A 19,443-nucleotide genomic window follows, 5' to 3' on the forward strand; every position below is an offset into this window, starting at 1 on the left:
GCTCCCGTGGTGGAAATGAAAATCGGGTTATGGGCTGGACAGGTCGGACCAAGCGGCCGGCGGCTGGGGCGGTTGTTCCTGCTGGAAAAACCGCTCGATCTGGTTTTTATCATTCAATCTTCCCAAATACCAGTGGATCTTGGTGGCGAGAACGGCCGTGCCCCGCGACGGTGCCGGCAAGGCCAGCAAGCGTTGTTTGGGGATTTTGGGTTCTTCCTTGGCGACAAATCCGTTGATCAGGGCGATCACCCATTCGTGGCTGTCGGGGTGCCACAGAAGAGGAACACCACGAACGATGCGAATCATTTCATCGGGTTTCATCGCGGTCGTTTTTAGCAGTTGGAACACCCCTTCCGCGACGACCGCCGGATTGCCGTGGTGATGGGTTATACGGGACGCTGTTTTGATGGTTTTCATTTGGGCACGGGTGAAACGCAGCTCCTGCAATCGTTCCGGCAGCGCTTTGGCGGCCAAAGGCATGCCGCCCAAGGCCAGCAGCAAGAACCAGGCGGCGTCTACCGAGAGCGGGCGACAGTGTTCGAAGTGGTTAATCGCGTTGTCCAGCTTGCTTTCGTGTAATTCGGGCATAAGGGTGACGAGCACCTTGCTTTGGTTCATCAAACGCAGGACCGCGGCGGCCCGGGGGGCCTTGAGGAGTTCGTCCATTTCCTTGTGAATGCGTTCGAAGGAAAGCTGCCGTAACCCGGTGACCGAGGCCGTGACCGCCTGCAGTTGATCGGGTTCGGCCTGCCAACCGAAACGCGCCAAGAAACGGAAATAGCGCAAGATACGCAGGTAATCCTCGTGGATGCGGTCCTGGGCTTCGCCGACGAAGCGCAGGCGTTTTGCGGCTAGGTCGGGACGGCCCGCCACGAAATCATGGATGGTGCCGTCCGCGTCTTGGTAAAGCGCGTTGATGGTGAAATCACGGCGGGTGGCGTCCTTGGCGAAGTCGGTGGTGAAGGCGACCTCGGCGTGGCGGCCGTGACAGACCACGTCCTCGCGTAAGGTAGTGACCTCGATGGTTTGGCGTGGGGTGACCACGCACACCGTACCGTGTTCAATGCCAACCGGTACCACGCGAAACCCGCGCGCCTTACACAGCACCATGGTGGTTTCGGGGGGCGCCGCGCAGGCGATATCGAAATCCTTGGGGGTTCGCCCCAGCAACAAATCCCGAACACAACCGCCGGCCAGCATCGCGGGGTAACCGGCCTCGCTTAACGCGCGACATAAGGCCAATGCCTCGCGGTGGTCTTCCGTGAATGAGTCCATAACCAGAAATCCTCTTCTCCGTCGCCCCGGTCGTTTTTGTCGCGGTGTGGCGCGGGCAGCCTTTGATTATAAGCCTTTTTACCGGCGCCGGTCGGCGCGGATCGGTTCCCATGGATTCGAGGTTGTAAAACACTGATGAAAAAGGGTTATTGCCCAAATTTTCATCCTGGTTTGGGTTCATTTTCCACTGGAACCGCTTCAATCCCCCATTTGGCATGGGATTCCCCGCTCGGCTGTGGTAACGTGAGGCGGTTTTCAAATTCCGGTGGCAAGGCTGGTTTCATGGCGCAACATCCCTATTCCTTATTCAAGCGAGAGCAACCGTTTTCCTTGACCTTAGGCGGGGTGTTACCAAGTTTTCAACTGGCCTACGAAACCTGGGGCCGACTCGACGCGGACCGCGGCAACGCCGTTATTTTGTTTACCGGACTTTCCGCTTCCTCTCACGCCAAATCTCACGCCCGTGACGATGTACCGGGCTGGTGGGAAGCCATGATTGGTCCAGGTCAGGCCATCGATACCGACCGTTTTTTTGTGCTTTGCATCAACCACCTCGGCGGCTGCTTCGGATCGACCGGGCCTTCTTCGATTTCGCCCGAAACCCAAACGCATTACGGCCCCGACTTCCCGCCGTTGCTGATTCAAGATTTGGTTGACGCCGCGGTGCTGGTGCTGGATATGCTCGGTATCCAACAGGTGTATGCCTCCGTCGGCACCTCCATGGGCGGTATGTTGGCGATGGAGCTGGCCGCGCGCCACGCCCACCGTGTGCAACGCCTGATTTCGATTTCCGCCTCGGGTCGTCCCGGCCCCCAATCCATCGCCTTCCGTTACCTGCAGCGCCGCGTCATTCTGGCCGATCCCTTTTTTGCGGGCGGCCGCTACTACGACGAACCCAACAAACCCAGCGAATCCTTGGCCGTCGCGCGTGAGATTGGCAACATTACCTACCGTTCCCGCGAGGAATTTAACGAGCGTTTTGGGCGTTCGCGTACCGCCAACGGCTATAATTTCGGCCCCGACTTTCAGGTGGAATCTTACCTCAATCACATGGGCCGCAAGCTTTCCAGCGATTTTGATCCCAATAGTTTCCTGTTCCTAACCAAAGCCATGGATCTTTATTCCTTGGGCTACGAATTCTCTTCCTACGAGGAAGGGGTGCTGCGAATTAAAGCCAAAAGTTTGATGATTGGTGTTTCCACCGACATGTTGTTTCCGCCCGATGAGCAGGAAGCCGTGGTGCGTATCCTGCAAAAAGTGGGTCGCGATGTTTCCTTTAAGTTGCTGGAATCAAAGGCCGGTCACGACGCCTTCCTGGTGGAGGTTGACTGGTTCCGACCGGTGGTGCGAGACTTTTTGGAGTCGTAAGCAGGCTTGCGCGCGGCCTGGCCACGCGCATCACCCATTGCAGCCGGGGTCGTCCCGGTCGGCGTAACGAGGTAACCATGGGTAAAAAGTTCATGCGGTTTATTGATGCCGCGCAACGGCGGATCGTGGTGGAACGGCCCGAGGCACGCAATGCGCCGGGGGTCACCGAGGTTGTGTTCCAGATCCAAGGGATTGAAATCGCGCTGGGCGAAACCACGCAATTTACCTTCTATCACGACATGGCCGACCGCGGCGTGCGCATGGGCAAGACGCCGGGTTTGTCGGTATGGCAACGACTGCGGCGTCAGCCTGCTTTGATCGGCAGCATGCGCCTCATCGATGAAAACCGCTGCGACCTAGAACTGTGGGACGACAGCTTTATGGTGCTGTCTTTTGATCGCGACGCGGACGACGTCTTGCTGCGCGAAATGGAAATTATGATGATGTCGGCCGGTTACCATTGGCACATTGAGGAATCCCAACCGAACTAACCCGCGATTTGCCCCTCCCCGTTATGCACAAACCGGCTGGGGTTGGGACCTACCCAAGGTGTTTTCGCCTTTTCCGCCTGGAATTAAAGAAGATCCAATCAGTCTCCCTTTCCATTAACGGTGATTGGAGCCGCGGCTCTATCCGCGGTGGGTATCCATGAAAAAGGGGAAGCGGTTCATGCGCATCCTCGTTTCCCCAAATCCTTAGCAAGCGTCGTCGGGTCCTCAATGGAACACATCCACGCCCAAAAAAATCTTGTCCCGTCCACGCCGGAAAAATCGTCTTAACCAGCAAGGTCTCTGTTCACCGGCGCCGGTCGTGCCTTCCTTCTTGCTGGATGCTTGCTCGTAGCTCTGGGTCGGTGTAACTTAGGATCAAACACATGAGGTGACAACGTGGCGAAACAGCCGGTTTATTGGATTGTGAGCGCCCTGGTTGCGGGCCTGTTTTTTGGCGCTTTTGGGCAAGATCCTGAAAGCGAAACCTTTGACACAGCGACCGAAACCCCTGCCAAACGAGAAAAGATCATGGTGTTGCACCTGAGTGACGAGGGCCGTTACATGGTCGACGAGGTGCAGGCCGATTTCATTATCGCCCAGCTCGACAAGGCCGAGGCCGAGGGGTTCACCCGCATCATCCTGAAGATTGACACCTACGGTGGCGTGGTGATGCACGCCCGTACCATTACCGAGCGGCTGTTGCGGCTCAAAATTCCCACGACCGCTTATGTCACCACCAAAGCCATTTCGGCCGGGACCTTCATCGCCTACGCCTGTGACACCATTGTGATGGAAAGCAACACCACCCTGGGTGACGCTCAGATGATCATGCAGACCACCGAGGGCATCAAAGAGGCGCCGGAAAAGGCGGTCACCGTGTTTCGCGCCGACTGGCGCAAGGCGTGCGACATAAAAAACCGCTCCTTTGCCTTGGCCCGTGGTTTCTTCGAGATCGATGTCGAGGTGTTGCAGGTCGGTAAACCCGAGGACCTGCGTTTTATGACGCGCGAAGATTACGAATTCCTCGCCGAGAAAGACCGCCCGCCGATTATCAAAATTGTGGTCAAAAAAGGCGAGCTTTTGACCCTCTTCGCCAAGGAAGCCCAGGCGTTGGGCATTGCCACCGAGGCAAGCAGCTTTGAGGCTTTTTTGAAAAGCGAAGGCTTGCGGGCGGCCGATTTGGAAGAACAGCAGATGACCTTCTCCCAAAACATTTTGCGGTTTCTGGGCGCCAATTCTTGGGTCTTCTTGATCCTTACCATGGTGGGGCTCAACGGCATCTACATGGAAATCAAAATGCCGGGTTTTGGGGCGCCCGGCCTGACCGCGGTGGTTTGTTTTACCATTGTGTTTGGTTCACGTTTTTTGCTGGGTACCGCCTCGCCCCTTGAGTTGGCCGTGTTTGTCGCCGGTATTTTGTGCTGTCTGGCCGAGATTTTTGTCTTGCCGGGATTCGGCGTGGCCGGCATCACCGGTATGGTGCTGATGTTTGCTTCGCTTGTGTTTGCCTCGCTTCCCGACTTTGGCGGCCCCTTGCCGATCCCGCGTTTTGAGATGCAGTGGGAGTGGTTGCGCTCCTTGCTTTGGTTGACCGCGTCCAGTTTTCTCCTGTCTTTTCTCCTATTCGGGGGACTGGTGACACTGATCTTGAAATCACCCGTTAAAAGTCCCTTGGTTTTGGCCCATGAACTCACCAGCAATGAAGGGGTGGTTGCCGCCGTGGTCGAAGAGGCTGCCGCGATTTTGGGTCGGGAAGGCGTCATTGAAGGTGGTTTGCGTCCCGGCGGGAAAATGCGCTTGGACCAAGGTAAGCTGATCGACGTGGTGAGCGAGGTTGGTTTTATCGACGACGGCCAACGGGTGGTGGTCGATAAACTCGATGGAAACCGGGTCGTGGTCCGTCCCGTTTAGAGGGGTAGGCAACAAGGAGGCGCGTTTGGACTTTTTGGGCGTGGTTTGCCATCGGGCCGCGAGCGGTGATGATGACTTTGGTGCGTCAGCCGGCTCTGAGCGGCCCCATCGTTCGCCACCGGCGGCTTGTTGGGAAGCAGCTGTGATCCGGGCTTTGTTGAGGATGGATTAAGGGACGTGATTCGTGATACTGAAGGGGGCCGGGTGTTGGTGGCCCCCATGTAAGCCTCATTCTCAAAAACGAGGTGCCACCGCGCCTTTTCCGGCAAAATCATGGCAAGATGCAAGGGCGGCGAATTCAAATCACGCGGAGGCGTAGAACATGGTGTGGATCGTTTTACTAACGCTAGCAGGCTTTGGTTTTATTGTGCTTGATGTGATTGCGCTTCCCGGCAGCATTTTTGTGGCGCTGGGTATCGGCATGATTGGTTACAGTGTATATCTGAATTTCATGGCGCACGGCCCGGTTTCCGCCGGGGTGCATTTTGTTGTGTGTGCCTCCGTGATCCCCGTGATCGTGTTGCGCTTGTTGAAGCGGTACGCCCTGAAAGGTGAAATGAACGCTGAGGAAGGTTTTGTCGGGGTTGATTCCCACTCCGACCTTATCGGCTCTTCCGGCGTGGCCTTTTCCGACCTTCGCCCCGCCGGCAAAGTGCGTATGGAGCTTGACGGCAAATCGGTGGATCTGGACTGCATCGCCGAGAGTTCTTTTATCGAGGCGGGCACCGAGGTGGTTGTGGTGGAGGAACGCGGGCCCAGTTTGGTGGTGGCGAAACGTCGCTAACGCGAACCTGACCCTTTTTTAAACCCAGCACGCCCCAACCCGTGTTTAACGGAAGGGGTAACCCTCTGGACAACTCGGATTTATGCTAGAATGAGCCCCATTCTTGCTCACACATAATTCCCTTGCGAAACACCAAGGCATGTTACGGAGTAACGTCATGGATTTAATTATTACCGGGTTCCTTGGCTTCCTTGGAATTGCCGGTCTCGTGATCTTTTTTATGGCCGCCAGCGCCCTTAAACTTTGGTTTCAATCGGTTGTGTCCGGTGCTTCCATCTCATTGGTTCGCATCGTGATGATGCCCTGGCGGCAGATTCGGCCCGCGCTGATCGTCAACAACTACATCTTTGCCAAAAAAGCCGGTCTGAGCATTACCGTTGAGGACCTGGAAACCCACTTTCTCGCCCAGGGTCATGTGACCCGGGTCGTGCAATCCTTGGTTGCCGCCAGTAAAGCCAACATCCAACTGGGGTTTAACCAAGCGACCGCGATTGATCTTGCGGGCCGCGATATTTTGGACGCCATCAATACCTCGGTATACCCCAAGGTTATTGACGTCCCCATGCGGGGTGGCGATAAAGTCTCCATCGACGCCGTTGCGAAGGACGGGATTCAGCTTCGCGCGCGGGCGCGGGTCACGGTGCGCACCTACTTGCCGCGTCTGATTGGTGGTGCCACGGAAGAAACCGTCGTAGCACGGGTTGGTGAAGGCATTGTTTCCGCCATCGGTTCTGCCGATTCTCACAAGGATGTGCTCGAGAATCCCGACATTATCTCCAAATTCGTTTTGAACAAACAGCTCGACGCCGGCACCGCCTTTGAGATTCTCTCGATTGATATTGCCGACGTGGACGTCGGCACCAACATCGGCGCCAAGTTACAGGCCGACCAAGCCGAGGCCGACAAACGCGTTGCCCAGGCGCGCGCGGAGGAACGTCGCGCGATGGCCGTCGCGATGGAGCAGGAGCAAAAAGCCAAGGTCCAGGAGAACCGCGCCAAGGTCATATTGGCCGAAGCTGAAGTCCCGCTGGCCATGGCCGAGGCCTTCCGCAAGGGCAACATGGGTATTATGGATTACGTCAAATACAAAAACGTCGAGTCCGATACCATGATGCGCCAGAGCATTGCCGATTCAACCGGAACGCCAAAGAAAACCGATCTTCAATAATCTGGTGGCTTAAAGGGGGTTAACCCGTGAATGTCATCGTTCGTTTAATCCTCGATATCTTTCAGGCGATTTTCGAGAAAGACGCCGAGGAACGCCGTCGCCGACAACAGCAAAAGCCGCCGCCCGTTCCAAAGAAGGGGCAGGGCGGTACGCGACCGAAAAGCAAAAACCGTGATCTGGACGCTTGGATTGAGGACTTGGTTGATGACGAATTGCCCGAAACACGGCAGCCGTCGCGACCCGCGCCGCCGGTTCCGGCTCCCATCATGGCTCGATCAGACGAAACCTTCGACCAGCACAGCGTTGCCACCGCTTACCTATTCAACGATGTTGATCGCCATGTCGATGCCTATATCAATGAGCCAGGTCATGCCCAAGCGCAACAGCAGGCGTTCCAACTGCCAGGTCAGAATGCCTTGGTGCAATTGGTGCTGGCGCAAGAAATTCTGGGCAAGCCGAAGGGGTTGCGGCGTTAAAGCTGCTTAACTGAAAGGTTTGAGAGAAGAAGGATCTCGTGCTCACGGCATAGAGGTCCTTTTTCTTTTGGTCGCTGGTTATTTTCGATCCGTATCCCCGCGGCCGTGTCGGCTGGGTCGGTCAGTTTCTGTGATCTGCTTCCTTTTTTTGAGAAGGGTTCGCGGATAAACTGAGGCATCAATTCGGGGCGGTTTGTTTACGCCGCCCTGTATGTTTCTTTCAATGCATCACCAAGGTGTTTCCACCCGGCGTGGACCTTGGCTCTTTACCAAACATGGTTGTCCTCGCCACGCCCTGAGGAAGAAGATTGAAACCGGCCGAAAATTTGCATGGCCTTAAATGATGTCTCTGGTTGTAAGGTTCCCTTGTGCCGAACCACCGAACGAGATGTCTTACCCTTTGTGGAGTCTCCAGTTATGCCCAAGTTACGCATTATGTTTGACAACGAATGGGAAGAATTCTCTTTTGACAAAGAAGTTTTTCGCATTGGTCGCGGTCTTGAAAACGATCTCCCCTTGCCGCGGAGTCCGGTTGCCAAGGAGCATTGCGAAATTCGCCTGGTTGAAGATCGCTACGTTTTGCGCGATTTTGTCAACCACACGTTCGTGAATCGCAAACCGGTTAACGAGGTCGCACTTTCCCATGGTGATTGCTTGCAATTGGGCGGAAGCCTCACCGCGGTATTTTTTCTCGACAGCACCGTTTCCGACACGGAGACGATGCGAATTGTGCTTGGCGATTCGATGCGCGAAGACGGTGCTTGTCTTCATTTGTTGGAAAACGAAACCCCGGTTCGCCGGTTTGCCCTAAGCGGCTTTGTGCGAATTGGTCGCGGTAACCAGTGTGAAATTAGTATTTCCGACGAAACCGTTTCCACCGTGCATGCCGAGATGGTACGAGACGCAGACGGCTATACCTTACTTGATCACGACAGTTCCAATGGAACCAAGGTCAACGGACAGGCCGTCAAACGAAGCCGGATTTACGATGGTGATGTGGTTCAGGTTGGGCGGGTGAGCCTGCGCTTTGAGCGTGAGGAAGCGACCCAGGTAATTAGTACCGCTGCCACGCACCGCTGGCAGGACGAGGCCGCTGCTGAAACCCTTCACGAGGCGCCGACTGAACGCATTGAGAACCCCGTGATTGCCGCCCGACAGAATGCAAGCGCCGACGATGTGGCCGCCAAAACCTTGTTCCGTCCGATCTCATTGAGCATGGACGACGCGGTGGGCGGAGATACCCACGCCGCCCGTGTTCCCAATCGCAATTCCTGGCTCATGTTTGCCGCGGCGGTGAGTCTGACCGGTGCCGGTTATTTGCTATGGCATCTCGGTTTGTTCCCCTTTTGATTTATTTAAGCTATTTGAGAGCAGGGGCTTAGTAGAAAACGACGCGACTTGCCGCGCTTCTGCGGTTTTCCCATTCGGCGCTTTTTGGTGGATTCTTCCACGCGCCTGACGTGATTTAGAATGCAACCTAACGGTTCTGTTTGCCGCTAATAATGGCAAACAGGACCGTTTTTGCATTCCGGCAAAAGGTTGACGACTGGGTCTTGGGTCGACCCACCGACTTGGTTACAATAGGCGTGGTTGAACCGACAGTTTCGACTAACTAAGGGGGCGTTCGTGGTGCGAGCTTTTGGATTGTGTGTCTGTGTGTTGTTGGTGACAGCCGCTTGCCGCAAAGATGAATCACTGAAGTTCGAGTTGATGCGGAGTTACAACAACTTCATACATTCTGTCGACGAACTCCATGAGGAAGGTCTGGAAATTTCTGTTTATTTCCCTGGGGTTACCAACTACAAAGAGCACGTCAAAGAGGTGCTGCTCAAATACATCCGCCAGACAAGTGACCCGGATCAGCTGATCGAATTCGATGAACAAGGGGTGGTTTTGTGCCGTTTCTTGGGTTTGGCGCATCACCGCTACCAGGTGCTTTCCTATGAGCTCGATGCATCGGGGAATGAGGCCAAGATGCGTGTCTCGATCAACTTCAACTACGACAAAAACATCGCCTTCTCTAAATTTGAAGACGGCACCCGCGTTTTAATTCCAGGTGAACCCTGGGGCACGGTTTACGAGGTGACCATCGGCGGTACCGGCAATCCTGTTCCCCGTAATCAGCTCAAAAACGTGGAAGTCGACGTGGTCTTCAAGAAAACCAATATCGAGGGCTACTGGCAAGTTCGCAAAAGCGGCATCGATCCGGCCACGCTCGAATTCGAAACCTCCTACCAAGATTTTTGACACCCACCGTGAGGCGAAGTAACCCTTTTGGTCTCAGTCAGGGGCCTTTTAGCACCCGGGGCAAGATGTTAGATTCGCCATTTTTTTTGGTTTGTACCGACTGGCTCCATTTTTTTCATTAAGGTAGATCGTTGGTGTCAGTGTTTGAGGGAGGGTGTCTTTTCATTTGGCGGTATCCTTTTTGATTGAGTGAGGTGTGTCCTCCGGCGACTCGCCGTTTTCAAGCGCTATTAAATTGGTTATACTGGATTAGTTGAATATACCAAAAAGGAGCGTTTCTATGACTCTGCCTCCCGGGCCGAAAGATAACCCTGTTGACCTACTATCGAATTATCCCAGTCAAAAGGCGCTTGATTTACTTGACGCCTATCATGCCGAGTATGGCGATATTTTCTCGGTAAAAGTCGGTGCCTGGCAATCTGATGATGAACCGATGACGTGGGTCATGCTGACGCGACCGGATCACGTAAAGGCTTTTTTTCAAGGCGATTTAGAGGTTCTGTCAGCGAGTCGTGCCAATGTGGTTTTGTTTGGAGAACACCTGCCGAAAGAAGGGACTTTTGCTATTTCGGGAGAAACCTTTAAAAAGCGGAAACGGTTGGTTGCGCCACCTTTAAACGGCAAGCGTATTAAACCCTTTGTTCCGTATATTTATCAGTTTACGCTTGGATTGGCGCGAAGTTGGGAGGTGGGCCAGAAAGTAAATATGCTCAAACAAATACATTTAATTACTATCGAAACGATTTTGAAGACTGTCTTTGGTATTAAAGAAGGTAATAAATTTAGCCATCTCTGTTCGGAAATTTCCAAGCTTGAAGATCAGCAAGCTACTGAAGAAGAAAAGTTGGGAGCTTTTAAGATTCTAGATGATGTGATCCTTGAGGAAACCAAACGGCGCAAGGAATCCGGCGACTACAAGACAGGTGAAGATATTTTCTCGATTTTGCTACGGGCTAAAGATGTTGAGGGTGACGGTAGTGGGTTAACCGATCAAGAAGTTCACGATGAACTCTGGACGCTGCTCCATGCCGGTTTTGGCTCAACTTCCACCATGATTGCTTGGGTCTTTCATTCCATATTGAGTCATCCCGAGGTTTACGCGCGGGTTCTTGCCGAACTCGACGAAGTGTTGGGTGATGGACCCTTTGAGCAGGAGCACCTCAACCAGTTGCCTTATCTTGATGCGGTGATTAAGGAAACCTTCCGTTTACGACCCTTGTTTTTAGTGGCCGGTGCCCGCCAGTTAGATGCCGAGTGGGAGATCGGTGGGTACAGGCTTCCCAAGGACACCATGGTGGCGAGTTGTTCTTACATCCTGCAGCGGCGACCTGAGTTGTATGAAAACCCAGACCAATTTGACCCCATGCGTTATTTCGGGAAAAAGATCGATCCCTACCAGTGGGCGCCCTTTGGGGGTGGGCAGCGGAAATGTCCGGGAATGGCGTTTGCCCTTCAAGAGACCACGGTTTTGGTTGCCACCGCATTGCGTGAGGTATCGCTTTCGCTTGAGAATAAAGCCTTTGTCCCTACCCGGCAGGGGTGGTTTGTCGCACCGGACGGTGGGCCGTTGGTGACGGTGGGCGAAAAGCGACGCTAGCCTTGAAATAAGTGAATTGAAAAGCGCCGATAACCCGGGTTGTCGGCGCTTCTTCGTTAAGCTATGTGTGGTGCGGTTGTTTAAAATCGGTAATTTGCAAACATGCTGAAATTCGCGCCGGCCCGTGGTACATCGAAGGTGACGGTTCTTGTGTTATCGGGATCAAGTTGGTCCTCGTCAAAGACGTTATGACCGGAAGCCTGAATGGAAAAGCCGTCGTTGATTTGGAAGCCCACTGAAAAGTTGACCAGAGTTCGATCCGGGGTTGCCGGGCGCGAATCTTGGGGGATGACCTCGCCCGTGTCGATTGCGATTCGCGTGCCGTTCCGGTTACGCTCCGTCGTGTAATTTACATGGGCGTTGAAATGGATGAGGGGATTAAACTGCCAGTTGAAACCGATATTGCTCATGAAATCGGGCGAATTGCCGCGTTCAATTTCTTGGTTTAATGCGTTGATGTCGTGGTTTTTGACATCGCTGTAGGTTGCGTTGGCGTAGAGATAACGTCTTTCGCCGAACAACATTTTGGCGTCGAGTTCGATGCCTGATGAAGTGACGCGACCGACGTTCTTGTAGTCGCGCCCTACAAGCTGAATATTTTGTTCCACCTCAATGTCGAAATAGGAAATGGTGGCGTAGGCTTTTTCTCCGAATTGTGCACCGAACTGAAATTCAAAGGTCTTTAGCTCTTCAGGAAGCAAATCTGGATTACCTACATTGGTGGGGTTGTTAATCTGGTGGAGTTCATCAAAGGTGGGGGCGCGAAATGCTTCGCCGTACAAGGCCTTCATGAAGATTGATTCGTTGGGTGCCAGAACCAAGCCCGCACGAGGGTTGGTGGTGCTGCCGATGTCGTCGTAATCATCGTGGCGAATACCGATGGTTAAAACCAAGCTTTCCAAGTTCAAATCGGCTAAGGTCTTGACGTCCAAAGTCGCTTGGGCAAAAGCCGCGCCATTGGTTCGATCAGCTTCATTTATCCAGTTTCCGTCTTGCACGTTGGTCAGGTCGGCGATGTGACCAAAAGGCAGAAATTGACCGGGTTGGTACACAACACCATCCACCGTGACGGGTGCGTCGTTGACATTGGTGTTGGCAAAGTGCGTTGGGTCAAAGATGCGAGAGCGGTCATACAAAATACCGCTTAACAGATCGAAGCCCTCGCGGATATTCCAGTTGAAGGTGGTCTCGGTGCCGTATAACTCAAACTTCACCGCGGGGATGCCGCGAATACCCTCGCCGTCGGGGAAAGGGGTCTCGAGATTGCGTTGGATGTTAAATTCTTCCGAGAAGATCTCCAGAGAATGGAAGAAGTTGTACTTGTCGTAGTACACCTTGCTTTCCAGCTTGAGCTTGTCATTGAGAAAGGTTTTTTCGTAGCCCAATACCGCGAAATTCGAGTTAACTTTGAGTTCGTTTTCGTCCGTGAGCGCCGCCGCGATGCCAATGGCGTAATTTCGGTTAAGGTCGGTAGCGAAGACGTTTAGGTTGAAATCGCCGTACTTTGCTTCGAAATTAAAGGTGCTGCTGTCGGCGTCCAAGGTTGTGTTTCCCGGCGCGGCCGAGCCGAATTGAAATACATTTGAGGCGAAATCCTCCCGCACCTCTTCCGATTCGCCGTCGGTTTCGTAGAAGCTACCGGCCAGCGACCACTCTATCAATGAATGGTTGCTTGTGTAGAGGAATCCGGGACGCGCACTGCTGAAGGAGCCGCCTCTCAGAGAAACGAAACGTTCATCATCCGAAGTTTTGGTGATGATGTTGATAACGCCCATAAAGGCGTTTGCACCATAAAGGGCGGAGCCCGGCCCGCGGATAATTTCGATTTTCTTGATGAACTCGATGGGTAAGTAGTCAAAATAGTGAAGCGGCGAGCCTGTTAAGCTGTTAAGCGTGTGCCCATTGAGCAGGTATTTGATGGAATTGCTGCTGAAGTTAAGGGAGAGAACACCCCGAACCCCAAACATTAAATTACTTCCCGTGGGGTTGAGAACGACGTCAAATCCGGGGACCGTGCGCAGGACTTCCTCCAGGTTCTTCGCGCCCATTTGGCTGATTTCCTGCGCGGTAATGACCGACACGATGGAGGGCGCTTCCGAAAGTGATTGCTCTGTTCGAGATGCCAATGAGATGCGGAGGTTAAGCAAGGCCTCTAAGCTAAGATCCCCTTGCGCGGGGACCTGGGGTTGTTGGGCCAACAACGGGAGGGTCCATAGTACGAGGAACCATGCACCAAGCTGTCTGCATTTGCGCATACCAACCTGCCTCTGTCTCACTAGGGTTTTTGGAAGATTGCGTAAAGAATAGCACAGCGCACCTGGCTGCCAGAGAGAATTCTTGAAAAACCTGGTTATATTCACTGATTATCCACATGTGAGAAGGTGTTTTACGTAAGTGTGTGAAGTTACGTAGGGTTTTGTGTTTTTGTGGGGCGTGGGCGGATCTGGTTTATGAAACGGCCCCGCTTGCCTATTCACTGCTGTTAATTAGGCAAGGCACCCTCTTAATGGGTTTTGGCTTGATCCCACTTTCGGGTTGTGAAAAACTGGAATCAATCCATTACATACAAAATTAATAACAAACAACCGGTACCCTTTGTGAACGACTGGAGGAAGGCGTTGACAGTGCTTGTGGAAAAAGATGGTTTGGCATTTGAACGATTAACTGAACGTAGTTTCGATGAATGTATCGAATTGATGGCAAGCGTCTTTTCGGTTGGTGAGCCGATGACGGCTTTGATGGGGGTAACCGAAGATGAGTTTCGTTTTTTTGCGACCATCTTTACGCGAAAAGCGCTCAATGAAGGGCTTCCCATTGTCGCGAGGGATACGCAAACGGGTGCGCTCGTTGGCTTTTCGATTTCAGAGGATCTTGGGAACCCGGAACCCGAGGAAGCCGCGCATATCTCGGCAAAGTTTGGGCCCATTGTGGGTTTACTCGATCAACTGGTGGCCCACTTTTGCCAGAGCCATGTTTTGGCGCCTGGGAAATACGTCCATGTGTTTATGGTTGGGGTGAAGCCCGGTTTTAAAAAAAGGTCGGTGGCCTTCGAGATGATGGCCGAAAATATGGAGCTGGCGAAAAAGTTAGGGTATGAGGCCGCGATTGGAGAGACGACTTCCGAAGCCTCCGCGCGCCTAACCGAGAAAGTCGGCTTTAGAGAGGTCTATAAAATCAATTACAGCGAATTTGAATTTGAGGATCGCAAGGTGTTCGCCGGATTAAATGAAGCCTGTTGCCGACTGATGGTGCGTTATTTCTCAGAAGAATCCTAGCCCGCATTTTGGCTAGCCCGCCATTCTCACCAGTTTTCGTCGCGAGTGTGTCAAAAAGTTTGGTAGTACAAGGCTTGCGACCGAAACCGGGCACAGGGGTCCGACCTTTCCGCGTAGCAGCGCTGCGTCGAAGGCCGGTTGACCGAGCAAACGCGGTGATAGCTAGCTTTTTGGCGCGCGAAGCAGGATGCTGGTGAGAATGGCGGGCTAGAAATGTGGGCTAAAAACGCTTGGTCGAAAACGGAGCGACCGTGGGAGGCCGTCTTGCGATCACAAGGGCTGTAAGACGCGTGTGCTGTGCTTGTTAAGCTGAAGCGTGCAAGGCGTAGACGGCTACTTGGGTTTGACGCTTAGACCCAGTTTGCGCACCATTTCTTCGAACCCTTTTTTGGAAATCATGTAGGCCCACTGGGAGTAGTGCTTGTACTGGCGAACCAGGCGAACCTCTTTGTAGGTGTTGCGGTCGCCGAAAATCAGTTCACCCAAATGGTCTTTGATGTTGCACCAAATGGTGTCGTTGGCCTGGAGTTCGCGGTTGTTGTTGACCAGGGCGAACTCTTTGCCCCAATGGGAGATCGGAAAATAGCCGTCTTCTTGCGCGTTGGCGAAATCCTCGGTTTCTTCCAGCTTGGGCTCGGGGTACAGCTCGCTGTAATGGGGCATGACCGGGTATTGTTTGAGGCCCATACACTCGCGTAAGTCGGCGCCGATGAGGGTTGCGCCTTTCATGTTGGCCTCGCGTAGATCGGCATAACGGAGATCCGCGCCGGTTAAATCGGCCGCACCCATGTTGGCTTGATGGAGGTTGGCGTTGCGCAGATCCGCACCGCGCAAGTTGGCGCCGCCCAAGTGGGCGTAAGAGAAATCGGCGCCGCGGAGATTCTTGCCGGAAAGATCGCACCCACCCAGACTCACGCCTGAAAAGTTTTGACCGCTCAAATCGCGTTCTTGGAGAATCTCTTCAATCTTCATCTAACCGACCTCATGCTCAATGTCGTCCCTTCTCAGCCAAGATGGTGTGATCACGATCACCATCGAGGTTTCAGACCTGTCCTATCTTACGGGAATTTTTAAGGGAGTTGTGTAAAAAACTCTAAATGATGTAAAAAAAACGACTTTTTGACTCTTGTTATTCCGCCGGCAGGGGAACCGCCAACAGTTGATCCATTTGGTCTTGGAGTTTGGTGAGTTCCGCGACCTGCTCTTCATTTTCTAAACGGCGGTAGAGTTTGATTTGTTTATTGAGTATGGCGCGGAAGTAGTACTTCAGTTTCATCTCGACCAGAAGGCTCTCGACGATGCGCAGGTTCTTGAGTGCTTGAGGGGCGCTCATTGAAAGTGGCAGCTGGGCCTCCGTTGCCCTGGCCAGCGCCCAGTGGGTGCGCAGGATAAAGCAGTCGTCTTCTTTTGGCTGGAATTTTTGAAATTCGATCAACCAACCGCGCGGTGGTCGTTCGCCTTTCTCCCAGGCGGCGCGCATCGCCAGGGACAGGAAGAGGTGGCGGTCGTGGTAACTGACAGGGAGGTTGAAGGATTGATCGGCCAGTTGTCGGCTCATTTGCCAGGCATCCTCGTAACGCCCATTCATCAGCAAGTGTTCCAATTGGACGAGGGTAACTTTGGTGAGGTATTGGCCCAGGTCAAACCGTTCGATGTAGCGTCGGGCGATGCTGAGGTATTCATCCGAGGAGTGGTCGGGCGACAGGGTGTTTTTGATTTTGTAGGTGAGCAGGGCTTGGAAAATGAGGAAGGCTGGATCGGCGAAATCTTCTTTTTCTCCGTTGTTTTGCAGGGCCGTCATCAAATCCCGTGCTTTGACAAAGTCACCCATGAAGTAGCGGATGAACATCATCAGGCAGTGGACGGCGCGTCTGGGCGCGCTTTGGTTTTTTAGATGGCGGAGCAGCCGTTTGTTGGCGCCCAGGGGATCGTTGGCGAGTATTTGCGCCAGTGGTAGTTCACTCTGTTGATGCTTGAGTTTGGGGTAAATTTTACAGGCTTCTTCATATTCTTCGTAGTACCGCTTGCCTTGCCCCTGATAGGCCCAGGACAAACGGCCGTAAGCGCGTTTGGTTTCGGCTTTAATGCGGGCGGAACACGTCTCCCCGAGCCTGTAGAGTTTTTCCGCGTCGGCGTAGGCGTTGTCGATTTGGCCGAGGTTCTCGAAACACAGCATCCTACCGCGCAGGGAGCGGAGTTCCTCCATTTTGGAGATCTCGTTGAGGGATAAACTGTGATTGTAGTAGCGCAAGGCTTGTGCGGGCTGGCCGCCGGCGAGATGCACCTCGGCCAGTTTGAGATTGACCAGATTGCGGGCTTGGTTGTTCTCCATCTGGCTCATCATGTCGAGGCTGAGTTCGTAGAAGTAAATCGCTTTGTCGATGTCCTTGGCTTCCAGAGAGCTGTTGCCCGCGAGGTAGGCGAATTTGACGGCGCGCACGTGGTTGGCGCTGTTGGCGTAGTGGTATGCGATTTGTTCTAGGGCCAACACATCATTGGCGTCTTTGTGTTTTTCGATGGTTTTGGCCGCGTTTTGGTGCAATCTGTTGCGCTGAGGGACGGGAATTTGTTCGTAAACCAAGCGCTGCAAGGTGGGCGCGTTGAAGCACAATTTGTTGCCGGTTTCCTCTACCTCTGAGAGTAATCCTTGCCCCAGTAAGGTGTTGACCGTGGTTAGCACGGATTCCTCGGGCCAAATCAGGGTGCCGATGAGCATTTGATAGGTGATATCGGTGCCCACGACCGCGGCGGCTTGCAGCAAACGACGCGCGCCGTCGTCGAGGCGGTTAATTTTTTTCAAAAGTGCCTGGTGGATGGAAACCGGAACATCCACGTCTTCCACCGAGCGCACGTCAATCGAACCTTTGTTGACGTAGATATGGTCGTCTTCATAAAGCCGCGAAAAAAGTTCAATCGTGTAAAAGGGATTGCCCGAGGCGCGTTCCAGGAGCAGGCGTTTGAGGGCGTCGGAGAAGGGGAGACGGGTGGCGATCGGCAGCATTTCCTGAACCAGGTGGATGATTTGTTTTTCATCCAGTGCTTTGAGTTCAAGACTGAGCAGGTCGGGAAAACTGTTGAGGCGGGAGATGAATTGATTGTAACCGGAGGGACCGGGGCCGGGTGTGGCGGAAACCATCAGCAGGCATTTCTTGGAGCCGATTTGTTCCCAAAAAAGGGTTAACCAGCCGAGAAAGCGTTCCGGCGCATTGTGCAAGTTTTCCAGCACCATGATGACCGGGCCGTCCGCGGTGAGGGTTTGAACCAGCTTAATGAAGTTCATGGCCAGCAGTTGAAGTTTGCGACCAGGGGAAAGGTGGTCGAACTTGCTGACAGATTTGGTGTCGAAATAACGACTGAGGTAGCGCGATACGCTACAAAGGGTGGGGTAAACATCTTTAAAAATCCGTTTCACTTCCTCGGGTTTCATGCCGCGGATGAGTGAATCGGTGAGGGTTCCGATGGGATCTTGGGCCGGTACCGCCTCGTCGGCGAAGTGGACTTGCATGAAGACGGGATTGCGGAACTGAATACGGCTGCGCCATTCCTTGATCACCGCGGTGCGGCCCATGCCGGGTTCGCCGAGGAACACGGCCGCGAGGGGGTGCTGGGTCTCCAAGGAGTCGATTAATTGCTCCAGCTTTTTGAGCGCGTCGTCGCGACCGACCAAGGGTGGCGGTAATAACGGGCCGCCCCAGCCTTCAATGCCGGACGTGAAATCCAAATCGGCGGCGCTGATGTCGATGGTGATCGATTCCTTGACCAGAAAACCCTTGAGCCTTTTTTTGAGCGCCGCGGCCGAGGGGGGTCGTTTGCCCGGTTCCTTAGCCAGCAAATCTTTGAGCAGGACCTGCATTTGCTTGGAACATTCCTCGGTTTGCTGCTCGATGGGAATGGGTTCTTCAAAAACGGTTTTGAAAATGTAACCCACCACGTCCTTGGCCACGTAAGGCAGCTTGAGGCTGATAATGCGGTAAATAATGACGCCGAGGCTGTAGAGGTCGGAGCGTGGGTCCAACGAGGTGCCGCGCGCCTGCTCCGGGCTGAGGTAATGCACGGTGCCCACGATCATACCGGATTGGGTATCCTCGTCTTCTTTTTGACTTAGCTGTTTCAGCAAGCCAAAGTCGAGCATTTTGACGTCGAAATCGGCCAAAATATTGCCCTCTTGGAGCGTGATAAACAGATTGTCCGGTTTAAGATCACGGTGGACTTCTTGGAAATCGTGGATATAGGTCAGGATGTTGCAAACCTGAAGGGCGACGCGAATGGCAAAATTTTCCCGGTCGGCGACGCTGAAGATCAAGGGGTTGTGTTCCATGTCTTCGATGACGTTGCTCAGCGTTTTGCCGCGCACCCATTCCATCGAGAAAAAGGGCGGCGAATGTTCAAAAAAACCCTCGTAGACTTTGACAATCCCGGGGTTGTCCATTTTTTTGAGGGCCAGGTATTCGCGCTTGAACCGATTGAGGGTGAGCTCTGTAACGGTTTTGAGCGTTTTGATGGCGACCACGGTTTCATTACGTGTGTCCACGGCACGGTACACCGTACCGTTACCCCCGGAACCGAGAATCTCGATAATGTTGTAGTGTAATAACTTGTCGGGTTCTGTGACCGTGGCCATAGAAGATAAACCTGAACTGCCGAGGGTTATGTGAAATGGGATACGCGGGATGTGGCATTGGGGGAGGCGTGTGCCGCGGATGGGTTCGGGCCAAGGCCGCTTGGGGCACGGGTTGCTGTGTTTCGCTAAAGGGTTGAACAATTCATATCTTACCAGGTTTGTTTGACGCTCGCGTGAAGTTTTGCGGGTCCCAAAGGAACGGCAAACGCGGTTGTTCCCTTGTCGCCATG

14 protein-coding genes are annotated in these 19,443 nt (G+C 53.6%); 10 read left to right on the forward strand and 4 right to left on the reverse strand.

What is annotated here, in order from left to right; genetic code table 11:
* Positions 1-27 precede the first annotated feature (27 nt).
* Positions 28-1,275: a CCA tRNA nucleotidyltransferase gene (locus J3U88_RS10220; protein WP_207858633.1), complete on the reverse strand. Its 1,248-nt coding sequence runs from the start codon at positions 1,273-1,275 to the stop codon at positions 28-30.
* A 282-nt stretch (positions 1,276-1,557) separates the two neighbouring features.
* Here J3U88_RS10220 and metX point away from each other — a divergent pair, with 282 nt between their 5' ends.
* The 9 genes from metX to J3U88_RS10265 all read left to right on the forward strand — a co-directional run bounded on the left by metX (position 1,558) and on the right by J3U88_RS10265 (position 11,317).
* Positions 1,558-2,643: a homoserine O-acetyltransferase MetX gene (gene metX, locus J3U88_RS10225; protein WP_207858634.1), complete on the forward strand. Its 1,086-nt coding sequence runs from the start codon at positions 1,558-1,560 to the stop codon at positions 2,641-2,643.
* 77 nt (positions 2,644-2,720) lie between these two features.
* Positions 2,721-3,134, forward strand: coding sequence for a hypothetical protein (locus tag J3U88_RS10230; RefSeq protein WP_207858635.1), 414 nt, complete (start codon positions 2,721-2,723; stop codon positions 3,132-3,134).
* A gap of 396 nt (positions 3,135-3,530) precedes the next feature.
* Positions 3,531-5,045, forward strand: a complete 1,515-nt coding sequence (locus J3U88_RS10235; protein ID WP_207858637.1) for an NfeD family protein — start codon at positions 3,531-3,533, stop codon at positions 5,043-5,045.
* A gap of 322 nt (positions 5,046-5,367) precedes the next feature.
* Complete coding sequence (locus J3U88_RS10240; protein WP_207858639.1) at positions 5,368-5,829, forward strand: NfeD family protein; 462 nt, start codon at positions 5,368-5,370, stop codon at positions 5,827-5,829.
* A 157-nt stretch (positions 5,830-5,986) separates the two neighbouring features.
* Positions 5,987-6,997 (forward strand): flotillin-like protein FloA, encoded by a 1,011-nt coding sequence (floA, locus tag J3U88_RS10245; protein WP_207858647.1) that lies wholly within the window; start codon positions 5,987-5,989, stop codon positions 6,995-6,997.
* A 26-nt stretch (positions 6,998-7,023) separates the two neighbouring features.
* Positions 7,024-7,473, forward strand: coding sequence for a hypothetical protein (locus J3U88_RS10250; protein WP_207858649.1), 450 nt, complete (start codon positions 7,024-7,026; stop codon positions 7,471-7,473).
* Positions 7,474-7,890: 417 nt separating this feature from the next.
* Positions 7,891-8,823, forward strand: a complete 933-nt coding sequence (locus J3U88_RS10255; protein ID WP_207858656.1) for an FHA domain-containing protein — start codon at positions 7,891-7,893, stop codon at positions 8,821-8,823.
* Between the two features lie 276 nt (positions 8,824-9,099).
* Entirely contained in the window at positions 9,100-9,720 is a 621-nt protein-coding gene (locus J3U88_RS10260; RefSeq protein ID WP_207858658.1) for a hypothetical protein, read from the forward strand.
* Positions 9,721-10,000: 280 nt separating this feature from the next.
* Positions 10,001-11,317, forward strand: coding sequence for a cytochrome P450 (locus J3U88_RS10265; protein ID WP_207858662.1), 1,317 nt, complete (start codon positions 10,001-10,003; stop codon positions 11,315-11,317).
* An 80-nt stretch (positions 11,318-11,397) separates the two neighbouring features.
* Here the strand turns inward: J3U88_RS10265 and J3U88_RS10270 are convergent, their stop codons facing one another.
* Positions 11,398-13,572, reverse strand: coding sequence for a TonB-dependent receptor plug domain-containing protein (locus J3U88_RS10270; RefSeq protein WP_279382510.1), 2,175 nt, complete (start codon positions 13,570-13,572; stop codon positions 11,398-11,400).
* Between the two features lie 369 nt (positions 13,573-13,941).
* On the opposite strand from J3U88_RS10270, the gene J3U88_RS10275 reads away from it, so the two are divergent.
* On the forward strand, positions 13,942-14,592 hold the full coding sequence (locus J3U88_RS10275) for a GNAT family N-acetyltransferase (RefSeq protein ID WP_341535179.1): 651 nt from the start codon (positions 13,942-13,944) through the stop codon (positions 14,590-14,592).
* Positions 14,593-14,925: 333 nt separating this feature from the next.
* On the opposite strand, the gene J3U88_RS10280 is transcribed toward J3U88_RS10275, so the two are convergent.
* Positions 14,926-15,564 carry a pentapeptide repeat-containing protein gene (locus J3U88_RS10280; protein WP_207858665.1) on the reverse strand — a complete coding sequence of 213 codons (639 nt, stop codon included), beginning with the start codon at positions 15,562-15,564 and terminating at the stop codon, positions 14,926-14,928.
* Positions 15,565-15,721: 157 nt separating this feature from the next.
* Positions 15,722-19,213 (reverse strand): serine/threonine-protein kinase, encoded by a 3,492-nt coding sequence (locus J3U88_RS10285; protein WP_207858666.1) that lies wholly within the window; start codon positions 19,211-19,213, stop codon positions 15,722-15,724.
* Between the last annotated feature and the right edge of the window lie 230 nt (positions 19,214-19,443).

Source organism: Acanthopleuribacter pedis (assembly GCF_017377855.1).
Classification (GTDB): Bacteria; Acidobacteriota; Holophagae; order Acanthopleuribacterales; family Acanthopleuribacteraceae; genus Acanthopleuribacter; species Acanthopleuribacter pedis.